This is a genomic window from Kitasatospora sp. NPDC101108, assembly GCF_055584725.1.
This window is the reverse complement of sequence record NZ_JBVJLM010000012.1, coordinates 1-22,143: the sequence shown is the minus strand read 5'-3', so window position 1 is coordinate 22,143 and position 22,143 is coordinate 1. Positions and strand designations below refer to the sequence as shown.

Sequence of the window (22,143 nt, the reverse complement as noted above, 5' to 3'; positions counted from 1 at the left end):
CCGGGCCCGCCCTCCGCGCGCGGGGCGACGTCAGTCGTCGGGGTCCTCGTCGTCGTAGACCTCGCTCACGTCGAACCGGCAGATCAGCAGCTGCGGGTCGGCGTGCTCGAAGGGCTCCGGCAGCCACTCCCCCGGCTCGCTCGGCTCGGTCGCCGCGACCCAGAGCGTCGAGTCCGCCTCCTCCAGGCCGAACTCCTCGCTGCGGGCGGCGATCTCGTCCGGTTCGTACTCGCCGAACAGCACCCCGATCGCGGCGTTCACGCCGCCGGCGCCGCCCGGGGTCAGCGACTCGTCGAGCCGCTCGGCCTGCGCGCGCAGCCGCTTGGGGTCGACCACGTGGTAGTCGCGGCGGATCAGCACGCTGATCGCCTCGGGCTGTTCCGGGCCGTGGTAGCCGCCCGGGCCCTCATCGCCGGGGATCTCGAAGGGAGTGACCTCGTCGTAGACCTCGTACAGGAGTTGGTCGTAGGCGATGGCCGCCGTCGCGAGCTGCTCGTAGGCAGCGGGCACGGCGGGATCATCGGCTGCGTTGGGGCTTGACACCGCTTCCAGATGACGGTCGATGGCGGCCTTGACCGCCTCAGCGGCGGCGCGTACCTCGGCAATGGTGGGCTGCGCGGCATCAGACATGGTGCAGACGCTATCTCCCCTCGGCGCCGGTACGCACAGCGGTTGTCACCTACACCCGCGATTTCACCGCAACTTCCCCCCTGATGTCCGATTCGGGGGTTTCTGTCCACCGGCAGAACCGGCGCGGGCCGGGCGCGAAGAGCGTACGGCCGGTCCGCCGGGGCCGTCCGGGTGCGGCCGCGCGCGCCGGTATCGGGATATTCGCTCCACAACGGCAACAGAACTGATGGACTGTCAGACGAGTGCCCGGGGCGAGGGCCGTCGGACCGCAGCGGCGGGGCGGGAGGACGGCCGGAAATCTTCGGGCCGACTGTCCGGGGCAGGCCGTAGGCTTGCGTGCAGGTGATCCTCAGGAGGAGCGTTTTGACCCCACCGAAGCCGGTCCGGCAACCGGAGTACGAGTACCAGTCGCTGCGCATGCCGCGCGGGACGTCGCGCAACGCGGCACGCCAACTGCTCACCGAGCACGCCGAGTACGGGCACTGGGAGCTCGACCGGCTGCGGCTGTTCCCCGACGGGAGCCGGACGGTCCGGCTGAAGCGGCGGATCATCCGGCAGGTCCGGAGTTGGTGACGGACGGGGCGATGGCACGACGCACCCGCGGCCGCCCGTGGAACAACGGGCGGCCGCGGGTGCGTGCCGGGGGCTTTCCGGCGGCGGGTGCCGCTGAGCGGTCGGGGAGCTCAGCCGGCGGGAGGGCTCAGCGGGCGCCGGCGCGGGCGCGGCGGTAGAGCACACCGCCGCCGACCAGCAGCGCGAGCCCGGCGGCACCGAGCACCTCGACGCCGCCGGCGCCGGTGTGGGCCAGCTGACCGCCCTCGGCGACGCTCTGCGCGGCGGGGGCGCTGGTGCGGGCGGCGGCCGGGACGGCCTGGGTGCCGTGGCCGGCGGCCGGGGCGCTCGGGGTGGCAACGGCGGACGGGCCGCCGTTGCGCGGGCCGCCCGTGCCGGTGTCGCCGGGCGGCGGGGTGGACGGGCTGTGCTCCCCGGGGCAGTCGTCGGTCGGCTTCGGGGCGGGGTGGGCGACGTTGCCGCACTCGTTCCCGAAGGCCGGGTTGCCGACGCCGACCACGTTCACGGAGTTGCCGCAGGCGTTCACCGGGACGTGCACCGGGGCCTGGACGCTGTTGCCCGAGACCACCCCGGGCGAGCCGGCGGTGGTGCCGGCGGCGGAGGAGCCCGAGGCGGAGGAACCCGAGCCGGAGGAGCCGCGGCTCGCGCCGGTGCTGGAGCTGTCGCTGCCGCCGGGGTGGCCGGTCTGGCCGCTCTGGCCGCTCTGGTCGGTCTGGCCGGTCTGGCCGGGCTTCGGGGCGGCGTGCCGGCCGCCCCCGCTGACATTGGCGCACCGGTTGCCGTAGGCCGGGTTCAGCGCGCCGACCACGTCGACGGTGTTGCCGCAGGCGTTGATCGGCACCTCGACCGGCACCTGAACCGAGTTCCCGGAGGCGACACCCGGTGATCCCACCGCGCCTCCCTGCGCCTCGGCGGCCGCGTAGGCGTAGCCGGCGGTGGAGGCCAGCACGCTGCCGGTGGCCACAGCGGTGAGGATCCCCTTCTTGGCTACATTCCTCATTTTTTCCCCTGACGTTTCGAGAAGGCGTGGCGATCTTGACGTGAACCTTATGAAAGTCGGAATTTCTGTATATCCGGCAATCGCGCAAGGTCTTTGACTGCACAGGAGTTAACGAGAGGCGAACGGCCAGGTTGGGCCGAACGAAGCAGCTTCACCCGATCGAGCGATCGGAACGTCAGGGCCTTGCCGGCCCGCGCGGCCGGACCGGGACCGGATCCGGGCACACCCCGGTCCGGAGTACGCGAAGGCCCCCGGTGCGGCGCGTCCGCCGCCCGGGGGCCGTACCGAGCCCGGCTCAACGGGCCTCGTCGGCCCGGAGGTTGACTCAGACGTTGGCGCAGTGGTTGCCGAACGCCGGGTTGATCAGACCGATCACGCTGACGGTGTTGCCGCACACGTTGACCGGCACGTGGACCGGGATCTGGATCTGGTTGCCCGCCACGACACCCGGGGAGCCCGCGGCCACGCCCTCGGCACCGGCGCCGCCGTGAGCGGACGCGACACCGGCGGCGGCGAGCACCAGGCCACCGGTGGCGGCGGTGACGGCGGCGATCTTCTTGACCTTCATCATTCCTCCTGTATGGACAACGCAACCCGTTCGGCGGGCTGCACAGGAAGAAACGACGCTGCGGCGAACGGGGTACGGAACAGATTTCCCATTCACCCGCACCGGTGATGCTTCGCACAGATAAGCGGCGCGGAATTCCGGGAAGAATCGTTTCTGTTGATCTCCTCGGACCCGTCCCACAATCATCCGCTCCGACAATGCGGTCGGCCCGCCCCCGGCAGTCCGGGAGCGGGCCGACCCAGTCGCCTGATCAGGGGCACGAAGGGATCGCCGGGCGCTCAGCAGGCGTCGATGAAGCGGTCCAGGACCCGGACGCCGAACTTCAGCCCGTCCACCGGCACCCGCTCGTCCACGCCGTGGAACATCCCGGCGAAGTCCAGCTCCGGCGGCAGCTGCAGCGGCGCGAAGCCGAAGCAGCGGATGCCGAGGTCCTGGAAGGACTTGGCGTCCGTCCCGCCCGACAGGCAGTACGGCACCGCGCGGGCGATCGGGTCCTCCGCGCGCAGCGCGGTCTGCATCGCCTCCACCAGCGAGCCGTCGAAGCTGGTCTCGATCGCCCGGTCCGAGTGCAGGCTCTCCCGCTTCACGCGCGGACCCAGCACGCTGTCCAGCTCGGCCAGGAACTCCTCCTCGTAGCCGGGCAGGAAGCGCCCGTCCACGTGCGCGGTGGCCTGACCGGGGATCACGTTCACCTTGTAGCCCGCGCCGAGCATGGTCGGCTGGGCGGTGTTGCGCAGCGTGGTGCCGATCATCTTGGCGATGCCACCGAGGACGCGCAGCGTCTCGTCCATGTTCTCCGGGTCCAGCTCGACCCCGAGCGCGTCGGACAGCTCGTCCAGGAAGGCCCGGACGGTCTTGGTGATCCGCAGTGGGAACTTGTGCCGACCGAGCCGGGCGACCGCCTCGCACAGCTCGGTGATCGCGTTGTCGTCGTTCTCCATGGAACCGTGCCCGGCCCGGCCCTCGACCGTCAGGCGCATCCAGTGCATGCCCTTCTCGGCCGTCTCCACCAGGTAGAGCCGCACCTGGTCGTTGACCGTGAAGGAGAAGCCGCCGACCTCGCCGATGCCCTCGGTCACGCCCTCGAACAGCTCGGGGTGCTTGTCCACCAGGAAGCGCGCGCCGTACGTGCCGCCCGCCTCCTCGTCGGCGAGGAAGGCCAGCACCAGGTCGCGCGGGGGCTTGCGGCCGGTGCGCAGCCGGTCACGGACGACCGCGAGGGTCATCGCGTCCATGTCCTTCATGTCGACCGCGCCACGGCCCCAGACGCAGCCGTCGGCGATCTCGCCGCCGAAGGGGTCGTACGTCCAGTCCGCGGCGTTGGCCGGCACCACGTCCGTGTGGCCGTGGATCAGCAGACCCGGGCGGGACCGGTCCTCGCCCTCGATCCGGATGACGGTCGAGGCCCGGCCCTTGGCCGACTCGAAGATCTGCGGCTCCACCCCGAACTCGGCGAGCTGCTCGGCCACGTACTCGGCCGCCTTGCGCTCGCCCGGGCCGGAGCCGTCGCCGTAGTTGCTGGTGTCGATCCGGATCAGATCGCGACAGATCTCCGCGACCTCCGACTCAGCCGTCACCTTCGGCGCCGCCGACTCGCTCCGCTCGCTCACGGTCACTCCTCGTCTTGGGCCCGCACCGACGCACCAGCGCGCCACCCCCAGGCTCTGCACCCGGGCCGTACGAGCACGTCCGCCCATCCTCCCCCAGCGCCCGATCCCGTTCCACCCCCCGTGCCGCCCCGAAACCCGCTGGTCACGCCCCCGCCACAGGCCGGCCCCCGCTCCCGCCACCGGCCCGGCCACCCGGTCCGGAGCCGTTTTGGGAGGCCCAGCCGATCTTTGCTACAGTTACATCTGTCAGCGCGACGGACGAGAGATCGGAAGCCGCGAGGACGACACCCGGTCCGGGTGGCGGAATGGCAGACGCGCTAGCTTGAGGTGCTAGTGCCCTTTATCGGGCGTGGGGGTTCAAGTCCCCCCTCGGACACCAGTGAAGGCCCCAGTTCATCTGGGGCCTTCTGCGTTTCCGGGCCGGGGCGGGAGCCACGGCCCGGAAACGTTTCGGGAGCCCGGCGGGTCAGCTGCGGGCCGGGTCGGCGGGCTTGATGTTCTGGTTCACCCGGAAGACGTTGGCGGGGTCGTACTTCGTCTTCAGTTCCGAGAGGCGCCGGTAGTGGTCGGCGCCGTAGGCCGCGACGATGCGCCGCTCACCCTCGTCGAGCAGTTCGTTGACGTAGACGCCGCCCGAGGTGAAGCGCTGCATGGCGTCGTAGACCTCGCGGCACCAGCTCGTGTTGGCCGCGTCGTCCTCCTCCTCGGTCCAGCCGCCGAGCAGGGTGACCAGGAAGCCGGGCTCGCGGTGCGGGTAGGCGGTGGCCTCCGGGGCGACCCGGGCGACCTGGCCGCCGAGGAGCATCATGCCGATCTGGGACAGCTCCGACTTCCGGGTGCGGAACCCGTCGATCAGACCGGCCAGCGCCTCGGCCGTGACCGTCTCGATCATGAAGGACCGGGTGTAGTAGCGGCGGTGGTGGGGCATGTCCGCGTCGGCGAGCTGCTGGACCTTCGGGTACGGCATGGTCTCGGAGGTGCGCAGCACCGGCTCGGGCCCGAAGCCGGCCAGCGCGTCGACGAGCAGGTCGGTGTCCTCGGCCGGCGCGGTGTCGACGTAGCGGACGGCGATGCCCGTGTCGCCGTCCTCCAGATCGAAGAGGCCGACGGCCAGGGCCAGCCGGTCCGGGGCGGTGGCGGCGAAGGCGGACAGGCCGGCGGCGACGGCCGCGTGGTCTCCGGCGCGGTAGGCGACGATGCCGGTGCGGCAGGCGCCCTGCGGGTGGAGCCGGTACTCGAAGGACGTGACGATGCCGAAGTTGCCGCCGCCGCCCCGGATCGCCCAGAAGAGGTCGGCGTCGTCCTCGGCGCTGGCCCGGCGCACCTCGCCGTTGGCGAGGACGACGTCCGCGGCGACCAGATTGTCGACGGTCAGGCCGCGGGAGCGGCACAGCCAGCCGATGCCGCCGCCGAGGGTCAGCCCGGCGATGCCAGTGTGCGAGACCTGGCCGCCGGTCACGGCGAGGCCGAACCGGTAGGTCTCGTCGTCGAGTTCGGCCAGCAGCAGGCCGGGCTCGCAGATCGCGACACCGCGCTGGAGGTCGACCCGGATACCCTTCAGCCCGCTCAGGTCGACGACCAGGCCGTCGTCGATGGTGGAGTGGCCGGGGTAGCTGTGGCCGCCGCTGCGTACGGCGAGCTGGATGTCGTGCCGGGTGGCGAAGCGGACCGCCTCCACCACGTCGGCGGCGCCGGCGCAGCGCACGATCAGGCCCGGGTGGCGGTTGAAGTAGCCGTTCCACACCAGCCGCGCCCGGGCGTAGCCCTCGTCGCTCCGGGCGAACACCTCGCCGCGCACCGTGGCGCGGAGTGCGTCGACGTGCTCGGGCGCGACGGCTTGTCCCGAACGGTTCTTCAGCGTCATGGGGAGAACTTCCTGTTCGTCAGAAGGGGGCCCGCCGGAGGGGCGGCGGGTCAGACGGCGGCGGAGTGCGCGGTGATCAGGGCGGCGACGCCGGCCGCGGTGCCGGCCTCGGCCAGGTCGTCCTCGGAGACGCGGGCGCCGTACTCGCGCTCCAGGATGACCGAGAGCTCCAGCAGGACGAGGGAGTCGAGGCCCAGGTCGGCGAAGGGGGTCGTGGGGGTGATCGTGCCGTCCATGGAGAACTTGTCCACCAGGAGGGTCATGACGCGCTCGGTGATGCGGTCCATCGGGTGTCCTTTCGCACGGGGCGGGCGGGTGGTGCGGGAGGGGCGGATTTCGTGGGCCACCGGGGCCGCGCGGGTCATACGGTCTCGATGCCGGACACCTTGAGATCGGGCCAGCTGAGCGCCGCCGAGCCCCAGCTGAGCCCGCCGCCGAAGGCGGTCAGCAGGACCCGCTGCCCGGGTTCGAGCCGCCCCGCGGCGGCGGCGTCGGTGAGGGCGAGCGGAATCGAGGCGGCCGAGGTGTTGCCGACCTTGTCGAGGTGCACCACGACCTGGTCCCGGGGCACGTTCATCACGTCGGCGACGGTGTGCAGGATGCGGACGTTCGCCTGGTGCCCGACGAACCAGTCGACGTCCTCGGAGCTCCAGCCGATCGAGTCCAGCAGGGCCTCCGAGGAGCCCGCCATCCGGTCGACGGCGTGGGTGAAGATCTCCTTCCCGCGCATGGCGAGGTAGTTGTCCTCCTCGCGCAGCGGCTCCCGGGCGGAGCGCTGGCGGGAGCCGCCGGCGGGCAGCACCGCGAGGTCGCGGTTCGCGCCGTCGCTGCCGAGGTCGAAGCCGACCAGGGCGCCCGGCTCGTCGGCCTCCCCTGCGCGCAGCACGGCGGCGCCGGCGCCGTCGCCGAAGATGATGGCGGTGGCGCGGTCGGCCGGGTCCAGCCGGGTGGACCAGATGTCCGCGCCGATCACCAGGACGCGTTCGGACAGGCCCGCCGCTATCGAGCCGGCCGCGGCGTGCAGGCCGTAGACGAAGCCGGCGCAGGCGGCCGAGAGGTCGTAGCCGGGCACCCCGGCCATCCCCAGCCGGGTGGCCACTTCCGGGGCGGTGGCGGGCATGGGCTGGTTGGGCGTGCTGGTCGCCAGGATCACCAGGTCCACCGAGTCCACGCCGGCCGACTCCAGGGCCCGTCGGCCGGCCACCACGGCGAGGTCGCCGGTGGCGGTGCCGGGGGCGGCCCAGTGGCGTCGGCTGATGCCCGTCCTGGTCCGGATCCACTCGTCGTCGGTGTCGATCGTCAGGGCGATCTCGTCGTTGTCCACGACCCGTTCGGGCACCATGGCGCCGAGGCCGGCGAGGACGGCGGTGCGGCTCACGGCCGGCTCGCCGGGGCGGTGGGGCGGGGTGCTGTCATGTCCGTGCTTCCTGTCCGTGCGGGGGCGTTGGGTGGTGGGCCTGTTGGGTGGGGCTGCCGTCGAGCGGTGGGCCTGTTGGGTAGGGCTGCCGTCGGGCGGTGGGGCCGTCAGGGCAGGCGGTGGGCGGCCGAGCACCTGACCGACAGGTGCCGCAGGCGGCCGACGATGTCGACCAGCCGCCAGGACTCGCCGTCGCGCGAGGTGAGGAGTTCGGTGCCCTCCAGGTGCACCGACAGCGGCTCGGGGGCCGTCACCGGCCGGTGCGGTTCGGCGATGTCGAGGACGGTCTGCCGCATCCACAGGGTGTTGCTCTCGGAGCGCGGCACGCCGTCGATCTCGTAGAGCAGGATCTGGCCGAGCTGGATCGTGGCGACGAAGACGTCGAGGATCGAGGTGGCCCGGTGGCTGAGGGTCTCCAGTCCGCGGACCGGGGCGTCCGCCGCCTCGCTCTCGCGGAAGTGCGAACTGACGGTGGCGGAAGCCGAGTTGGACGGGAAGTCGACCGCGAGGTGCTCGATCAGCTGGTACTTGGCCTTGTGCGCCGCGCCGTACGGGCGCAGCGCCGCGCTGCCCAGCAGGGCGTCCGGGCCGTCGTAGGCACCCGGCTCGGACCGTACGACGCCGGCCGGGTGCTCGATCTCGCACTGCACCCGCAGGGCACCGACCAGGCAGTCGGCGACCGACACGCGCATGCCCTGGTCGCTCGCCCCGTAAGGGAGTTCGGTGACGGTCGCCTCGACGGGGAACTCGTCGAGCTGCTCCTCGACCGGGCTGGTGCCGGCCTTCATCCGCACCCGGCGCAGTCGGGCGGTGCTGCGCTGCTCGGCGTCCAGGCCGAGCACGTGGGCGAGGTGGATCTCCGCGGTCTCGCCGGCCAGCAGCAGGGCGTCGATGCTGCTGAGGTGCGGGCGCTGGTTGCGCTTGCCCTTGCGCGACCAGTCGTCCGGGTAGCTGACGCCGGCCCGGGCCCGGACGTGTCCCACGCCGTCGGGGCCGACGCCGACCCGGATGTCGGTCAGCCACTGTTCCGCCCGCTTGTAGCCCTCACCGAAGAACCGTTTCTCTCCTGGCCCCAGGTAGTCGTCGACGGTGGCTCGGCGGGCACGGGTCTGCTCTGCGATGTCTGTCATGGCTTCCTCGGAGAAGGTGGCAGGGCGGGTCGGGGCGCGCCCTGGGCCCAGGTCGTGAGGCGCTTCGGCGGTTCCGGGACGACGGCGGTGTCGACGGGCAGCTCCACCGAGGACGGGACCTGACGTCGCGTCACTTCACGGGCTCGGCCTGCGGAGTGGGTACGGGCTCACGGGCGACGGCCGGCCCGGTCGCGCGGTGCCGGAGGATTTCGGCTCCCGTACGGGGATCACTCTGCCCGCCGCCCGGACCGTCAGGCAAGCCCGGAATCCCCCCACCCGTACCGGTCGGGGTGATTGCGGCACCGAAAGGCCGGAAGCGCGCGGGAAAAGGGAATGCCCGGGCCCGCGGGAACGCGCCGGGACGGCCGGTTCAGACCGTCACCGGCGGGGCGATCAGGCCGGTCAGACAGCGGAAGAAGGCGTCCTTGGATTCGGGTGACTCGCGCGGGAAGAAATGGCCGCCGGGAAGCCGGTGCAGCTGGAAGCCCCCACCCGCGTGTTCGGCCCAGGCCGCCGCGCTCCCGGCCGTCACCAGCGGGTCGTCGATTCCGGAGAACACCTCGATCGGGCACGGCAGCGGCCGGCGCACGGCGCTCCCGGGAGTCGCGTCGCACAGGCCGATCTCCGCCCGGACGAGGGCGATCCGTTCCGCCAGCCAGCGGGTGTCGGTGCGCAGCGATTCCGGCAGCGCGCCGAAGTCGACGAGCAGGCGCACCAGTTCGGCGTCGCCGAGCCGCAGCGCGCGGTGCAGCGGGTGCGGCAGGTGGGGCGCCGGGTAGGCCCCGAGCAGCAGCCGCTCGGGCAGTCGGCGGCCCTGCTCGGCTCTGCACAGGGTGAGCCGGTGGGCGAGCAGCGCACCCATGCTGTGCCCGTAGAGGAGGTACGGCCGGTCGAGCAGCGGGCCGAGGTCGCGTTCCAGGGCGGCGACCAGGCTCGGCAGGCCGGCCCGGCAGTGGGCACCGGTGGCGTCCCGGCCGGGGAGCCGGACCGGGACGACGCTCGCCCGCTCGCCCAGGGCGCGCTGCCAGCCGGTGAAGAAGGCCGTACTGCCGCCGGCCGGGTGCAGCCCCAGCAAGGTGAGCGGGGCGTCGTCCGGTCCGGGCTCCGCCGGGGCGGGGTGTGCGACCGGGGACCGGCCCCGGTTGCACACCCCGGCCGTCGTCGCACCACTGCCCGGGCGGTCAGGCTGCCGGAGCATCGGCCCTCCCGGCTCCGTGCGACCGCTCCGGCGAGGCGGCCGCGCCGGAGGCCCAGCCCTCGGGCGCGAGGTCCGGCCGGGCGGTCTCCACCAGCCGCGCGAACTCCTGCCAGGCGGCCGCGCATTCCAGGGCGAGCTGGGAGATCCGCCCGGCGCAGTGCGGCGGGACGCTGCGCACCAGTTGGTCCCGCTGCTCGACCGGGGGCAGACTGCTGGTCAGCATCCGCAGCAGGTGCCGGCCGCTCTCGGTCAGCCGGAGGGCCGGGTCGCTCATCAGGCGTTCCATGGTGCGGGCGAGGTCCTGGCCCGGCTGCTGCGGGGCGTGAGCGCGGCGGCGGTCACCGCCGCGCCGGTCGCCGCCCCGCACGTCACCGGGAAAGGATGCGGGTGCGGGTGCGGGTGCGCGTGCGGGCTCGGGCACCGGCGAAGGCGCGGGCACGGTGCGGATCGCCGTGGGGCCGGTCGGGCGACGGCCGGCGGGCACCGGGTCCTCACCCCGTCGCAGCCGGTCCCGTACGTCCCGGACCGTCCCCGGGGAGATGCCCGCCTGGTCGGCGATCGCGCGCAGCGAGGCCCGGGGGTTGGCGGCGATCAGCTCGCCGGCGCGCAGCCGGCCGGTCGCGCTGTCCAGCGGCCGGGCGCGGCCGTCCCGGCCGATCCGGGTCGCCGGGTGCGGGATCGCCCCGCCCATCTCCCGTCGCAGCGCCCGTACGGTCTTGGTGGACAGGCCGGTGACCTCGGCGATCATCCGGTCCGCCCAGTCGGCGTGGGAGCGCAGGATCCGGCCGGCCGCCGCCGTCCGCTCCGCCCGGGACAGCGGCAGGCCGTGCCGGATGTTGCTCTGGACCGAGAGCACGAAGGCGTCGCGCTCCGATCCCTCGAAGAAGCGGACGGGGATGTCGGGTCTTCCTTCGGCGGCCGCCACGCGCAGCCGGTGCATGCCGTCGATCACCCGCATGGTCGAACGGTGGACGATGATCGGCGGCAGGTCGCGGCCGAGTTCGGCCAGCGCCTTCAGGTGCTCCGGGTCCTCGCCGCGGGCGCGCGGCGAATCGGCCGGCAGCAGTGCGGCGACCGGGACGGTCACGACCTCGGACAGGGCCGGGGCCCATTCCGCGGACGGCGTGCGGGGCGCCGGAGTCTCCTCGGCGCGGACGGTTGCGGTTTCTTGCTTCACGGCGAGTCCTCTGACGTGCAACACGGGAGCGTGGCCGGGCGAACGGAGCCGCGGTCCGCGTCGCTCGTCCGGCCTCGGGGACCGTGCCGTCCCGCTCCCTGGGTCTGCTGGGGCGTCTCCTCGTCGAGACAGGCCAAAGGGGAGGCATGCTTCGCAGCGATCGTAGGACATCCACATACCTTTGAGAAGGTTTTTTAATGCGGCCGCAACATGCGGAAGCGAGACCTTTACGTCGAGGGCCGTGGAACCCCGGCGATCAGCGGGCCGCGGCCCCGGCCGTCAACTCGCCGGGCGTCACCTCACCAGGCGTCACCTCACCAGGCGTCACCTCACCGGCGGCCGGGGCGCCCGCCGTCAGCGCACCGGCCGGAAGGGGCCTGCCGACCGGCAGCAGCCGGGCCCCGGGCACCCGGTCGACCAGGTCCGGGTCGCCGACCACCACAGGGTGCCCGACCTCGGTCAGCATCGGCAGGTCCGAGACGTGGTCCCCGTAGCCGTAGCAGTCCGCCGGATCGACGTGCGGGTACGCCCGGAGCAGGGCGCGCACGGCCCGGCGCTTCTCCTCGCCGATCACCGGCTCGCCGACCAGCTCGCCGGTGAACACCCCCCGGCGCACCTCCGGCCGGCTGCACACCACGTGCGCCGCGCCGATGTCCCGGGCGACCGGCTCGACCAGCGCCGGGAAGGACCCGGAGACCAGCACCACCGGATCGCCCGCCACCCGATGCCGCGTCAGGGCCTCGCGGGTCGCGGCGATGTAGAAGCCGGCGACGCGCGAGCGCTGGGCGAACCACTCCCGGCCGGCCGTCCGGACCGTCTCCTCCCGCTCCCCGGCCCAGACCCGGTAGTAGGCCCGGTTCGCCTGCTCGCGCGGGGTCCCGGCAGCCGCCAGGGCGACCAGCTCGGCCCGCACCCGGGCGGCCCGCCGGACGCCCGACGGCCCGTACCGGCCGCCGAGGTAGAAGTCCAGGAAGTCGAACATGCTCTTGCAGTCGATCAGCGTCTCGTCGAGGTCGCTGAACGCCAGACGGTCGGACTGGACCACGGAGGGCTCCTCGGGGGCAGCGGTCACCCGCGGGTGACGGGTCGGTCGGGGTCGGCGGCGAGGCTCGGCCGGGCGCGCAGGGCGGGGAACAGGGTGTCACGCACCTCGCGCCAGCGCTCGGCGAAGTCCGCGCGGCCGTTCAGGTTGTCGGAGATGTGCTGGGCGCCGAAGAACGCCGCGACCGCCACCCGCGCGGCCACGTCCGGATCCACGTGCCGCGCCAACTGGCCCTGCTGGTGGGCCTCGCGCATCAGCATCGAGATCAGGTTCGTCCAGTCCACGTAGGGCGGCGGCAGCTCGACGTCGACGGCGTCGCGCTCGTTCTGCAGTCTGGTGCCCGCCTGCATGATCGGGTCCTCCAGGAACGCGGCGGTGGCCGCGTTGAACATCTCGATCACGGTGTCCAGCGGTGAGAGGCCCTTGCCGCGCACCGCCTCCAGCGTCACCGGCCAACGTGAGTACAACTCGTCCACCACGGCGATGGCAAGGGCCTGCTTGTTGGGGAAGTGGAAGTAGACGGCGCCCTTGGTCATGGCCACCTCGTCCGCCACGTCCTTGATGCTGGTCTGCTGGTACCCGCGGTCGGCGAAGATCCGCGCGGCACAGTGCAGGATCTGCTCCCGGGTGCGTTCGGCGCGCTCCTGGCGCAGCAGCGGCCCGGCCGTGCCCGAACGCTGGATCTTGGGGGTCGGCCACAACGGCTCCACGGCAACACCCTTGTTCTGACTCACTGCTCGCCCTTTCTCTCTACACCGAGCACTTCTGGCTATATACCTTCTCCCAGGTATATTTTCGGCCCGGGATCAACGGTCACCTGACATGACCCTCGCCCGCAGATGGGGTGGCACCACCTTAGGGAACGGCACACCAACGGGGAGACGTGCTCGCATGTCCATCATCACCGCACCGCCAAAGTACCTGCCGTCGGACCAGGCAGCACCGCTGCCGACCGGCCCCAGGATCTCGTTCACACACCGCCTTCCGGCCGCTTCCGTCCACAAGACCTCCGCGGCCGAGGTCCTGCTCACCGACGCGGCCCGCGACGGCGACGGCCGGTTCACCGTCGGCGCCGTGTGGCCGCGCGACCGCTTCCTCCACCACAGCGGGGAGGGCCGGTCGCCGGATCCGCTGCTGCTGGCCGAAACGGTCCGTCAGACCCTGATACTCCTCTCGCACCGCTTCCACGGCGTACCGCACGGGCACCCGTTCGTCCTCGACCGCCTCGACCTGGAACTGACGGACGGCGCCGCGCCGCTGCGGCCCGGCGCCCCGGCGCACGTCACCCTGGACGTCACCTGCACCCGGACGGTGACCACCCCGCGCCGCACCGGCCTCGCGCTGGAGGCGGCGGCGTCCGTGGACGGTGCCCTGATCGGCCGGGCGGGCATCCGCTGGGAGGTCCTGCACCCGGCCTTCTACCAGGTGGTGCGCCACCGCGAGGCCCGTCCGAGGGCGGGCGGGGCGCCCGAGCGCCCCGAGGCCCCGCTCGGCCCGCTGCGGCGGCTCGCCCCCGACGAGGTCGGGTACCCGGGCGACGAGCACGTCCTCCTCGCCCGGGACTCCTCCGGCCTCCGCGGCGGCTTCTGGCTCGACCCGGACCCGGGCCACCCGGTGCTCTTCGACCACCCGTCCGACCACGTCGCCGGGATGGTGCTGCTGGAGGCCTTCCGGCAGGCCGGCCGCGCCATGGGCGCTCCGCTGCACCCCGCCGGACTCTCGGCGACCTTCACCGCGTTCGCGGAGCCGGACCTGCCGGTGGCCGTCACGGTGACGCCCGGGCCGGAGCGGACGCGGACGGCCGAGGTCACCGCCACCCAGCGCGGCGTCGTCCTCGCCGCGGCCCGGCTCGCCTACCCGACGGACCCTCAGGAAGCCTCGTGAAGGAGCCCCTCGTGCACGCCCCCGCCCCGCCTCCCGTCCCGCCCTCGCCCGATGTCCAGCCCACCGCCTTTCCCGCCGACGCGATCGGGCGAGTGGTGGACGCGGCGCGGAACGACCTGTCCGGCGTGGAGGAGCGGCGCCGGCTCGGCCCGGAGGCGGTCGGGGCCGTGGTGGCCGCCGGGTTCTCCCGCCACTTCGTCCCCCGCGAGTTCGGCGGTACGGCCGGCACCTTCGCCGAGCTGCTCGGCGCGTCGGCCGGGATCGCCCGGACCTGCCCGTCCACCGCCTGGTGCGCCACCCTGTTCGCGGCGCACGGCCGGCTCGCCGCCCACCTCCCCGAGGAGGGGCGCAAGGAACTCTGGGGGGCCTCGCCCGACGTGCTGATCTCCACCTCGATCATGCCGCCGCAGGGCGAGGCGGTCCGGGACGGGGCCGGCTGGCGGATCCGCGGGCGCTGGGACACCGCCAGCGGGGTCGACCACGCGGACTGGCTGCTGCTGGCCTCCCGGACCGGCTCCGCGGAACGACCGGAGCACCGGATCTTCGCCGTCCCCCGGTCGGACTGGACCGTCCTGGACACCTGGCGGAGCCTGGGCATGCGCGGGACGGGCAGCAACGCGGTGGAGGTGGCCGGGGCGTTCGTCCCGGACCGGCTCTCCTGCACCCTCGCCGACCTGCAGCGGCCGCCGGGGCCGGACGCGGCCCGCTGCCACCGGGTGCCGGTCCACCTGGCCGGGGCGCTGATGTTCGCGGCGCCGGTCCTGGGAGCGGCCGAGGGCGCGCTCGACGCCTGGCACTCGTCCGTGACGCCTCGCCTGCCCGTCCTCTCCCCCGCCCGGCGGGCGGAGGCCGAGCTGGCGCTCGGCGAGGGCTCGGCCCGGATCGCCGCGGCGCGGCTGCTGCTGGAGCGGGTCGCCGAGCGGGCCGACCTCGCCGAGGTGACCCCGCTGCTGGTGGCGGAGAACCGCCGGGACGCCGCGATGGCCTCGGCCTGGTGCGCCGAGGCGGTCGACCGGCTCTTCCGTGCGGCCGGATCGCAGGCGCAGCGGGACGACTCCCCTTTGCAGCGGTACTGGCGCGACGTCACCACCGCGGCCTCGCACGGGGTGCTCGGTCCGGCGGCGGCCGCCGCCGACTACGCCGCGGCCGTGCTCGGCGGATAGCCGCGCCACCCGCCGCGCCGTCCCGGCCGGGGGCCGATCGCCCGTCAGATCGGCGATCGGCCCCCTGGTGCCGACCGTTCATCACCGCTCGACAACATACCTTCGCATAGGTATGTTTCTATGGCATGGACACAGTTGCGAGGCTGCCGCGGTGGTGAAGCAGGCCAGGGCATGGGTGACCCGGGAACGCGTACTGGACGCCGCGGCGGCGGAGTTCGCCGCCCACGGCTTCGCGGCCACCAAGGTCGAGGCCGTGGTGGCCCGGACCGGCATGACGAAGGGCGCGCTCTACGCCCACTTCGGGTCCAAGCACCAGCTCGCCGTCGCACTGGTCGACGAGAGCACCCGGCGCTGGGAGCTGATCCGCGAGCCCCCCGGTGAGCCGCCCCGCCCCTCCCCCGGATCGGCGCTCACCGAACTCATCCGCCGGATGCGCGTTCAATTCGAATCCAATGTCCGGTTCCGGGCCGCCCTCCGGCTCGCCGCGGACTGCGAGCGCCGTCCCGGCGATTCGGTCGGGCTTTTCGCCGATATCCGCCAGGAAATGGTGACCAGCATCCGGCGGGCGCAGGACGAGCTGGACGTCACACCGGTCCACTCCCCGGAATCCCTTGCCTATCTGGTTCTGGCCGTCCTCTACGGTTCCTCGTACCTGCCGTCCGGAGGGGCCGGCCAGGACGGGGCCGACGAGCCGGACGAGGCCTGGCGCGTCCTGCACACCGTGCTGGGACTGGGCTGACCAGGGGATTCCTTCCGCCCCGGCGCGCGCCGGCCCGCCGCCGACCGGCCGTCCGCTGTGCAACCGAGGCACCGGCCCCAGTCGCACAGCCTGTGCAAACGGGCACCTGGAAATTCCCGTTCCACCCCCGCTAGCCTTTCTTCCGCACCGCTTCGCCGCAGGCCTGGAATTCACGAACCGGCCCGCCGGAGAACGGTCCGAGAGCCGAAAGCCGTGCTCTCCACTGATATCTCCCCACGCGCCCCGCGGCCGTTCCCCGCTGATCCTCCGGAACGCCGCGCGCGTTTTCCCCGACCGTCCTCGCGACCGTCTCCCCGCTCCGAGAGGTAAACGATGAAGCTCGCCATCTCCGGGACCTACTCCTCCGGCAAGACGCTCACCACCATGGCGCTCGCCCACCTGACCGGCATCCCGCGCACCCACGCCAAGACCATGCGCGAGATCCTGCCGCACGCCGTCCCGGGCAAGACGCTGGAGGAGTGCAACGCCGCCGAGCTCATCCAGCTGGTGATGCGCCGCTACGTCGAGCGGGCCGTGCACGAGAGCCACCTGCCCGGCGGGTACATCTCCGACGGCTCCTCGCTGCACGAGTGGACCTACGCCACCGTGCGCGTCACGGTCGGCATCAACCCCAACGAGTCCATCGGCCTGGAGTCCGTGGAGAAGACCGACGAGATCCGCTTCTACGAGCAGGTCGTCGCCCAGCTCGGCGTGGCGCTGAAGCAGTACGCCAAGGAGACCTACGACGCCTTCGTGCACCTGCCGATCGAGTTCCCGCTCGACCCGAACGGCCACCGCCCCGTCAACGAGCGCTTCCGGGTCCTCTCCGACGAGCACCTGCTGAACGTGCTGCGGGACGAGCTGAAGATCCCGACCCACATCATCGGCGGCACCATCCCCGAGCGGCTGGAGGCCATCACCGAACTCTTCGGCTTCCCCCGGGTGATGACGATCGAGGAGGCCATCGAGGCGGCGAAGCAGGACTACGCCGAGCTCGACGTCCGCAGCGAGTCCGAGCGCAACGCCGCGGCCGCCGCGGCCGCCGGCACCGTCACCGCCGGCACCGCCGCCGTCGCGGCCTGAGAGGGGTGCCCGCCGCCATGACCGAGACCACCACGCCGCTGAAGCTCGGTGTCCTGGGCGCCGGCCAGATCGGCCGACCGGTCGGCCGCCACTGGCTGGCCGCCGGCCACAGCGTCACCTTCGGCTCCCGCACCCCCGAGCGGCTCGCCTCCTTCGTCGAACCGCTCGGTCCCCGGGCCCGCGCCGCGACGTACGTCGAGACCGCGCGGACGGCCGACGTCGTGCTGCTGTCCGTCCCGTACGAGGCGGTGGACGGGCTGCTCGACACCGTCCGCGAGCACCTGGCCGGGAAGGTCGTCATCGACGCCACCAACCCGGTGTCGCTCACCGAGGACGGCCGGGTGGTGTCCACCCTCACCCCCGGGGTGACCCAGGGCCGGCACGCCGCCGAGCTGCTGCCCACCGCCACCGTGGTCCGGGCCTTCACCCACGTCATGGACGAACTGCTGTGGTCGCGCGGCACCCGCCAGCGCCACTTCTGGGCCATGGCGGTCGCCGGCGACGACGCCGCGGCCAAGGCCACGGTGTCCGGGCTGGTCCACGACGCCGGCTTCACCCCGGTCGACCTGGGTGGGCTGGACCGGTCGGCGCCGCTCGACCCGGGCGGGGTGCTCTTCCCCCACATGTTCACCCCGGGCGAGATGCGGGCGCTGATCGGCCCGGCCGGCTGACCCGAGCCCGCCGGACGGGCCGTCCGCGGCCCTGCGAACCCAAGACGAAAGGCAGTCACGTGCGCACGACACCGCCGGAACCGGCAACCGCGGCGCCGCTCTTCGAGCCGTTCAAGATCGGCGGGCTGGCGCTGGAGAACCGGATCGTCATGGCCCCCATGTCCCGCGACCTGTCGCCCGGCGGGGTGCCCGGCGCGGACGTCGCGGAGTACTACGCGCGCCGCGCCCGGCACGGGGTGGGGCTGATCATCAGCGAGGGCACCTTCGTGGGCCACCCCTCGGCCGGGAACCGCCCGTCCGTCCCGCGCTTCCACGGCGTCGACGCACTGGCCGGCTGGGCCGGGGTGGTCGGCGCGGTGCACGCGGCCGGCGGGCGGATCGTGCCCCAGCTGTGGCACGTCGGCCAGGACCCGCTGCTGTGGGGCCGGTCGCTGGAGGAGGCCCGCCGCACCGCGCCGAAGGGCGTCGAGCTGTTCGAACCGCCGGGCGGGCTGATCAACCCCTCGGGCCTGGAGCCGGGCCGACCGGCCGGGCGCGCGATGTCCGAGTCCGACATCGCCGAGGTGGTCGAGGCCTTCGCCCGCGCCGCGGCCGACGCCCAGCGCCTCGGCTTCGACGGGATCGAGCTGCACGCAGCGCACGGCTACCTGTTCGACCAGTTCTTCTGGGACGTCACCAACCGCCGCACCGACGGCTACGGCGGCGACCCGGCCGGCCGGACCAGGTTCGCCGCGGAGGTGGTCCGGGCCTGCCGCGCGGCCACCGGCCCCGACTTCCCGGTCATCCTGCGCCTCTCGCAGTGGAAGGTGGCGCACTACCGGGCCCGGCTCGCGGACGACCCGCGGGAGCTGGAGACCTTCCTGGCACCGCTGGTGGACGCCGGGGTCGACGTCTTCCACTGCTCCACCCGGCGGTTCTGGCAGCCGGAGTTCGAGGGCTCGCCGCTCAACCTGGCGGGCTGGGTGAAGGAGGTGACCGGCCGCCCCACCATCACGGTCGGCTCGGTCGGCCTTCGCGACAGCGACTACCTGGGCTACGTCGAGGGCAAGGGCGCGGAGGTCGACGACGTCGGCCTGGTGGCCGAGCGCCTCGCCCGGGGCGAGTTCGACCTGGTCGCGGTGGGGCGGGCGCTGGTGGCCAACCCGGACTGGGCGGAGCTGGTCCGCACCGGGCGGACGGACCGGCTGCGCCCGTTCGACGCCGCCGAGTTGGCCCGACTCGACTGAGCCCTCGTCCCGTCCTCGTCGCCGCGCCCGACCGGGCCGGTCAGTCCGCCCCCGGTCGGCTGGCTTCCCGGTCGGCGGCGGCGATGAGGGCGTCCAGCAGGCCGGGGAAGGCCTGCTCCAGGTCGTCGCGGCGCAGGGTGTTCATCTTGGACGTGCCGACGTAGTACTGCCGGATCAGCCCGGACTGCCGCAGCACCCGGAAGTGGTGGGTGCCGGTCGACCGGGTGACCGAGATGTCGAAGGTGCCGCAGGCGGTGTCCCCCTCGGTGCGGGCGATCTGCCGGACGATGCTGCGCCGCACCGGGTCGGCGAAGGCCTCCAGGATGCGCTGCAGGGTGATGTCCGCGGCGTCGGGGTGGTCCCCGATGCGGTCGACGGCGGCCTGTGCGGTCACGGTGCACCTCTCTGGTTCGCGGCGTCCCCAATCGTACGACCACGATCGTACGACGGCCACTTTATGACGACTGGAATCAAATTTGACAGCCATCGTCATATGCCCTTCAGTGGGAATCCCGCCCCACCCGCCAACTCGACCGTCGCCAGCGCGAGTTGCCCGCCCGGGCAGCCGCCGTCCGCAAGAGAAGGAACCAGTGATGACCACCGCCGAGACCCGCCCGGCGCAGACCGGCGCCGCCCCCGCAGCCGCCCCACCGGACTCCTCCAGCGGCCTGAAGATCGCCGCGCTGGCCACCGGTTTCGTGATGGCCACCCTGGACGTCACCATCGTCAACGTCGCGGGCGCGACCCTCCAGGAGAAGCTCGGGGCCACGCTCACCCAGCTCACCTGGGTCGTGGACGGCTACATCCTGACCTTCGCCTCACTGCTGATGCTGGCCGGCGGCCTGGCCAACTGGCTCGGCGCCAAGAAGGTCTACATGGCCGGCATGGGCCTGTTCCTGCTGGCCTCGCTCGGCTGCGCGCTCGCGAACACCCCCGAACTGCTGATCGCCGCACGGATGTTGCAGGGCGCCGGCGCCGCGCTGTTCATGCCGAGCTCGCTGTCCCTGCTGGTGTTCTCGTTCCCGGAGAAGCGCCGGCGCACCAAGATGCTCGGCCTGTGGTCGGCGATCGTCGCCACCTCCTCGGGCGTCGGCCCCACCCTGGGCGGCCTCATGGTCGGCTCGCTCGGCTGGCAGAGCATCTTCCTGCTGAACCTGCCGATCGGCGTCATCGGCATGCTGATGACGCGGCGCTTCATCGCGGCGCCGGAGGCCCGCGGCGACCGGCCGGCCCCGTTCGGCCACCTGGTCTGGATCGTCACGCTCGCCGCGGTCAGCTTCGCGCTGATCGAGGGCCCCCAACTCGGTTGGGGCGCAACGCCGGTGCTGATCTCCTACGGCGTGGCGCTGGTCGCCACCGCCGTGCTGGTGCGGCGCGAGCGCGGCAGCGACAAGCTCGTGATGCCGTGGACGCTCTTCCGCCGCCCCGGCTTCTCCGGCGCCAATCTGGTCGGCTTCTTCTTCAACTTCGCGCTCTTCGGCACCATCTTCATGCTCGGACTGTTCTTCCAGCACGCCCAGGGCGCCAGCCCGTTCGTCGCCGGGCTGGAGCTGATCCCGATCACCATCCTGTCGCCGGTGGCCAACGTGGTGTACTCGAAGATCTCGGGGCGCTACGCCAACGGCCCGCTGCTGACGGTCTTCCTGCTGGTCGCCGGGGTCTGCTCGCTCGGCCTGACCGCGATCTCCGCGTCGACCCCGTACTGGATCATCGCCATCGGCATCGGCGTGGCCTGCCTCGGCTCGGGCATCATCTCCCCCGGCATGACGGCGGCCATGGTGGACTCGGCCGGCCCGGAGCACGCCAACGTCGCCGGATCCGTCCTGAACGCCAACCGCCAGATCGGCTCGCTGGTGGGCATCGCCGTGGTCGGCGTGGTGCTGCACGCCACCCCCGACTGGAGCCGGGGCGCCTCGGTCTCGTTCGTCCTGGTCGGCGTCGCCTACCTGCTCGGCGCGGTGTTCGCCTGGCGGCTGGTCGCCCGATCGGAGCGCCGCACCGAGGCCGCGGCCGAGGCGGCGACCGCCCCGGCCCGTACCTGACCCGGCCGTACCTGACCCCGGCCGTACCTGACCTGCCCGTACCTGACCGACCCCGCGATCCGGGAGTCCGTCACCCGTGTTCCCGCGCCGCTCATCCCCGTACGGCGGGGCGGGAACGCCGAACGGCCCCTCCGGCCGGACCACGAGTCCGGCCGGAGGGGCCGTTCGGCAGGCTGCGCCGCGCTCGCGCCGGGCCGGTTCAGAGCCGGCGGGTGTCGCCGATGGCGCTCTCGATGCCCTGGACCATCCGCCACAGCGGGGCCCGGCGGCTGGCGACCAGGACCACCACGTCGTCGGCCGCGTCCTCGCCCGCCGGGGCGGAATCGGCGGGGCGGTCGCTCCAGGTGGAGGTGACGAAGGCCATCGCCGCGTCCACCTCGGCCACCCAGTCGCTCTCGCCGCCCGAACGCAGCCAGGTGCGCAGGGCGTGGTTGTGGGCGGCGACCACGGCCGCGGCGATCACGTCGGCGCGCAGCGGGCCGTCCGGGCGGTCGGCGAAGCGGCCGCGCAGGTAGGCGGCGAGGGTGTGCTCGTAGCGCCAGACCACCGAGAGCTCGTACGCCCGCAGGCCGGGGACCTTGCGGGTGAGGCGGTAGCGCTGGACGGAGAAGGAGGGCTGCTCGGCGTACATCCGCAGGACCAGCCGGGCCGCGTCGCAGGCGTGCTTGACCGGGTCCTCCTCGCCGGTGCCGGAGTCCAGGAACTCCGTCATCTCGGCGAGGCTGCGCTCGTGGTCGGGGAAGACCACGTCCTCCTTGGCCGGGAAGTAGCGGAAGAACGAGCGCCGGCCGACGCCGGCGAGCGAGACGATGTCGTCGACCGTCGTCTGCTCGAAGCCTCGCTCCAGGAAGAGCTCGAAGGCCGCGGCCACCAGCGCCTCGCGCATCGCCGGCTTCGAGGGCCCGTCGTTCATGGGCAGGTCCTGCTCTTCCTTCTCGCTCATTCTCCGGAACTTAGCATCGGCGCAAGACGTCGGCCCCGACGGCCGGGGGGATCTCCCGCCCGGCCGCCGGGGCGCCTCGGGCCGCCGTTACGGCAGGTTGCGGGCCATGACGATCCGCTGGACCTGGTTGGTGCCCTCGTAGATCTGGGTGATCTTCGCGTCCCGCATCATCCGCTCCACCGG

At 73.1% G+C, this 22,143-nt stretch carries 23 protein-coding genes and 1 tRNA gene; 9 read left to right on the top strand and 15 right to left on the bottom strand.

Annotated elements, in window-relative coordinates:
* Nucleotides 1–30: 30 nt before the first annotated feature.
* Nucleotides 31–630, bottom strand: coding sequence for a hypothetical protein (locus ACZ6Z8_RS24630; RefSeq protein ID WP_465612240.1), 600 nt, complete (start codon nt 628–630; stop codon nt 31–33).
* Nucleotides 631–993: 363 nt separating this feature from the next.
* Here ACZ6Z8_RS24630 and ACZ6Z8_RS24625 point away from each other — a divergent pair, with 363 nt between their 5' ends.
* Nucleotides 994–1,203 (top strand): DUF5703 family protein, encoded by a 210-nt coding sequence (locus tag ACZ6Z8_RS24625; protein ID WP_380421224.1) that lies wholly within the window; start codon nt 994–996, stop codon nt 1,201–1,203.
* A gap of 127 nt (nt 1,204–1,330) precedes the next feature.
* Here ACZ6Z8_RS24625 and ACZ6Z8_RS24620 read toward each other — a convergent pair whose 3' ends face one another.
* From ACZ6Z8_RS24620 to ACZ6Z8_RS24610, 3 genes are all read right to left on the bottom strand, one after another.
* Nucleotides 1,331–2,203 carry a chaplin gene (locus ACZ6Z8_RS24620; protein ID WP_465612239.1) on the bottom strand — a complete coding sequence of 291 codons (873 nt, stop codon included), beginning with the start codon at nt 2,201–2,203 and terminating at the stop codon, nt 1,331–1,333.
* Nucleotides 2,204–2,528: 325 nt separating this feature from the next.
* On the bottom strand, nt 2,529–2,774 hold the full coding sequence (locus ACZ6Z8_RS24615) for a chaplin (RefSeq protein WP_402816269.1): 246 nt from the start codon (nt 2,772–2,774) through the stop codon (nt 2,529–2,531).
* Between the two features lie 275 nt (nt 2,775–3,049).
* The gene (locus tag ACZ6Z8_RS24610; RefSeq protein ID WP_465612238.1) at nt 3,050–4,381 is read right to left on the bottom strand and encodes a M20/M25/M40 family metallo-hydrolase; all 1,332 of its coding nucleotides are present in this window, start codon (nt 4,379–4,381) and stop codon (nt 3,050–3,052) included.
* A gap of 291 nt (nt 4,382–4,672) precedes the next feature.
* Between ACZ6Z8_RS24610 and ACZ6Z8_RS24605 the strand changes: the two genes are divergently transcribed.
* Nucleotides 4,673–4,760 (top strand) — tRNA-Leu (locus ACZ6Z8_RS24605).
* A gap of 87 nt (nt 4,761–4,847) precedes the next feature.
* On the opposite strand, the gene ACZ6Z8_RS24600 is transcribed toward ACZ6Z8_RS24605, so the two are convergent.
* The 8 genes from ACZ6Z8_RS24600 to ACZ6Z8_RS24565 all read right to left on the bottom strand — a co-directional run bounded on the left by ACZ6Z8_RS24600 (nt 4,848) and on the right by ACZ6Z8_RS24565 (nt 12,943).
* Complete coding sequence (locus ACZ6Z8_RS24600; protein ID WP_465612237.1) at nt 4,848–6,245, bottom strand: FAD-binding oxidoreductase; 1,398 nt, start codon at nt 6,243–6,245, stop codon at nt 4,848–4,850.
* A 50-nt stretch (nt 6,246–6,295) separates the two neighbouring features.
* A complete protein-coding gene (locus ACZ6Z8_RS24595; protein WP_465612236.1) occupies nt 6,296–6,532 on the bottom strand; it encodes an acyl carrier protein in 237 nt (78 codons plus the stop codon).
* A 74-nt stretch (nt 6,533–6,606) separates the two neighbouring features.
* The gene (locus tag ACZ6Z8_RS24590; protein ID WP_465612235.1) at nt 6,607–7,623 is read right to left on the bottom strand and encodes a beta-ketoacyl-ACP synthase III; all 1,017 of its coding nucleotides are present in this window, start codon (nt 7,621–7,623) and stop codon (nt 6,607–6,609) included.
* A gap of 146 nt (nt 7,624–7,769) precedes the next feature.
* Nucleotides 7,770–8,792 carry an AvrD family protein gene (locus ACZ6Z8_RS24585; RefSeq protein WP_465612234.1) on the bottom strand — a complete coding sequence of 341 codons (1,023 nt, stop codon included), beginning with the start codon at nt 8,790–8,792 and terminating at the stop codon, nt 7,770–7,772.
* Nucleotides 8,793–9,162: 370 nt separating this feature from the next.
* On the bottom strand, nt 9,163–9,990 hold the full coding sequence (locus ACZ6Z8_RS24580; protein WP_465612233.1) for a thioesterase II family protein: 828 nt from the start codon (nt 9,988–9,990) through the stop codon (nt 9,163–9,165).
* A complete protein-coding gene (locus ACZ6Z8_RS24575) occupies nt 9,974–11,167 on the bottom strand; it encodes a ParB/RepB/Spo0J family partition protein (protein WP_465612232.1) in 1,194 nt (397 codons plus the stop codon). Before ACZ6Z8_RS24575 ends, ACZ6Z8_RS24580 begins: the two co-directional genes overlap by 17 nt.
* 256 nt (nt 11,168–11,423) lie before the next feature.
* Nucleotides 11,424–12,212, bottom strand: coding sequence for an HAD family hydrolase (locus ACZ6Z8_RS24570; protein WP_465612231.1), 789 nt, complete (start codon nt 12,210–12,212; stop codon nt 11,424–11,426).
* A gap of 23 nt (nt 12,213–12,235) precedes the next feature.
* Nucleotides 12,236–12,943, bottom strand: coding sequence for a ScbR family autoregulator-binding transcription factor (locus ACZ6Z8_RS24565; RefSeq protein ID WP_465612230.1), 708 nt, complete (start codon nt 12,941–12,943; stop codon nt 12,236–12,238).
* A 157-nt stretch (nt 12,944–13,100) separates the two neighbouring features.
* On the opposite strand from ACZ6Z8_RS24565, the gene ACZ6Z8_RS24560 reads away from it, so the two are divergent.
* The 6 genes from ACZ6Z8_RS24560 (at nt 13,101) to ACZ6Z8_RS24535 (ending at nt 18,975) form a co-directional block, all read left to right on the top strand.
* A complete protein-coding gene (locus ACZ6Z8_RS24560; RefSeq protein WP_465612229.1) occupies nt 13,101–14,093 on the top strand; it encodes a ScbA/BarX family gamma-butyrolactone biosynthesis protein in 993 nt (330 codons plus the stop codon).
* A complete protein-coding gene (locus ACZ6Z8_RS24555; protein ID WP_465612228.1) occupies nt 14,090–15,256 on the top strand; it encodes an acyl-CoA dehydrogenase family protein in 1,167 nt (388 codons plus the stop codon). Before ACZ6Z8_RS24560 ends, ACZ6Z8_RS24555 begins: the two co-directional genes overlap by 4 nt.
* Nucleotides 15,257–15,407: 151 nt before the next feature.
* Nucleotides 15,408–15,995 (top strand): TetR family transcriptional regulator, encoded by a 588-nt coding sequence (locus ACZ6Z8_RS24550; protein WP_465612227.1) that lies wholly within the window; start codon nt 15,408–15,410, stop codon nt 15,993–15,995.
* A gap of 333 nt (nt 15,996–16,328) precedes the next feature.
* On the top strand, nt 16,329–17,078 hold the full coding sequence (locus tag ACZ6Z8_RS24545) for an AAA family ATPase (protein WP_465612226.1): 750 nt from the start codon (nt 16,329–16,331) through the stop codon (nt 17,076–17,078).
* 17 nt (nt 17,079–17,095) lie between these two features.
* The gene (locus tag ACZ6Z8_RS24540; protein ID WP_465612225.1) at nt 17,096–17,749 is read left to right on the top strand and encodes an NADPH-dependent F420 reductase; all 654 of its coding nucleotides are present in this window, start codon (nt 17,096–17,098) and stop codon (nt 17,747–17,749) included.
* 59 nt (nt 17,750–17,808) lie between these two features.
* Nucleotides 17,809–18,975 carry an NADH:flavin oxidoreductase gene (locus ACZ6Z8_RS24535; protein ID WP_465612224.1) on the top strand — a complete coding sequence of 389 codons (1,167 nt, stop codon included), beginning with the start codon at nt 17,809–17,811 and terminating at the stop codon, nt 18,973–18,975.
* A gap of 40 nt (nt 18,976–19,015) precedes the next feature.
* Here ACZ6Z8_RS24535 and ACZ6Z8_RS24530 read toward each other — a convergent pair whose 3' ends face one another.
* On the bottom strand, nt 19,016–19,369 hold the full coding sequence (locus ACZ6Z8_RS24530; RefSeq protein ID WP_465612223.1) for an ArsR/SmtB family transcription factor: 354 nt from the start codon (nt 19,367–19,369) through the stop codon (nt 19,016–19,018).
* Nucleotides 19,370–19,568: 199 nt separating this feature from the next.
* On the opposite strand from ACZ6Z8_RS24530, the gene ACZ6Z8_RS24525 reads away from it, so the two are divergent.
* On the top strand, nt 19,569–21,017 hold the full coding sequence (locus ACZ6Z8_RS24525; RefSeq protein ID WP_465612222.1) for an MFS transporter: 1,449 nt from the start codon (nt 19,569–19,571) through the stop codon (nt 21,015–21,017).
* Nucleotides 21,018–21,216: 199 nt separating this feature from the next.
* On the opposite strand, the gene ACZ6Z8_RS24520 is transcribed toward ACZ6Z8_RS24525, so the two are convergent.
* Both ACZ6Z8_RS24520 and ACZ6Z8_RS24515 read right to left on the bottom strand, forming a co-directional pair.
* On the bottom strand, nt 21,217–21,903 hold the full coding sequence (locus tag ACZ6Z8_RS24520) for a TetR family transcriptional regulator (protein WP_402816816.1): 687 nt from the start codon (nt 21,901–21,903) through the stop codon (nt 21,217–21,219).
* Nucleotides 21,904–22,047: 144 nt separating this feature from the next.
* Nucleotides 22,048–22,143 (bottom strand): acyl-CoA dehydrogenase family protein (locus ACZ6Z8_RS24515; RefSeq protein ID WP_157849844.1); only part of this gene is annotated, 96 nt, incomplete at its 5' end.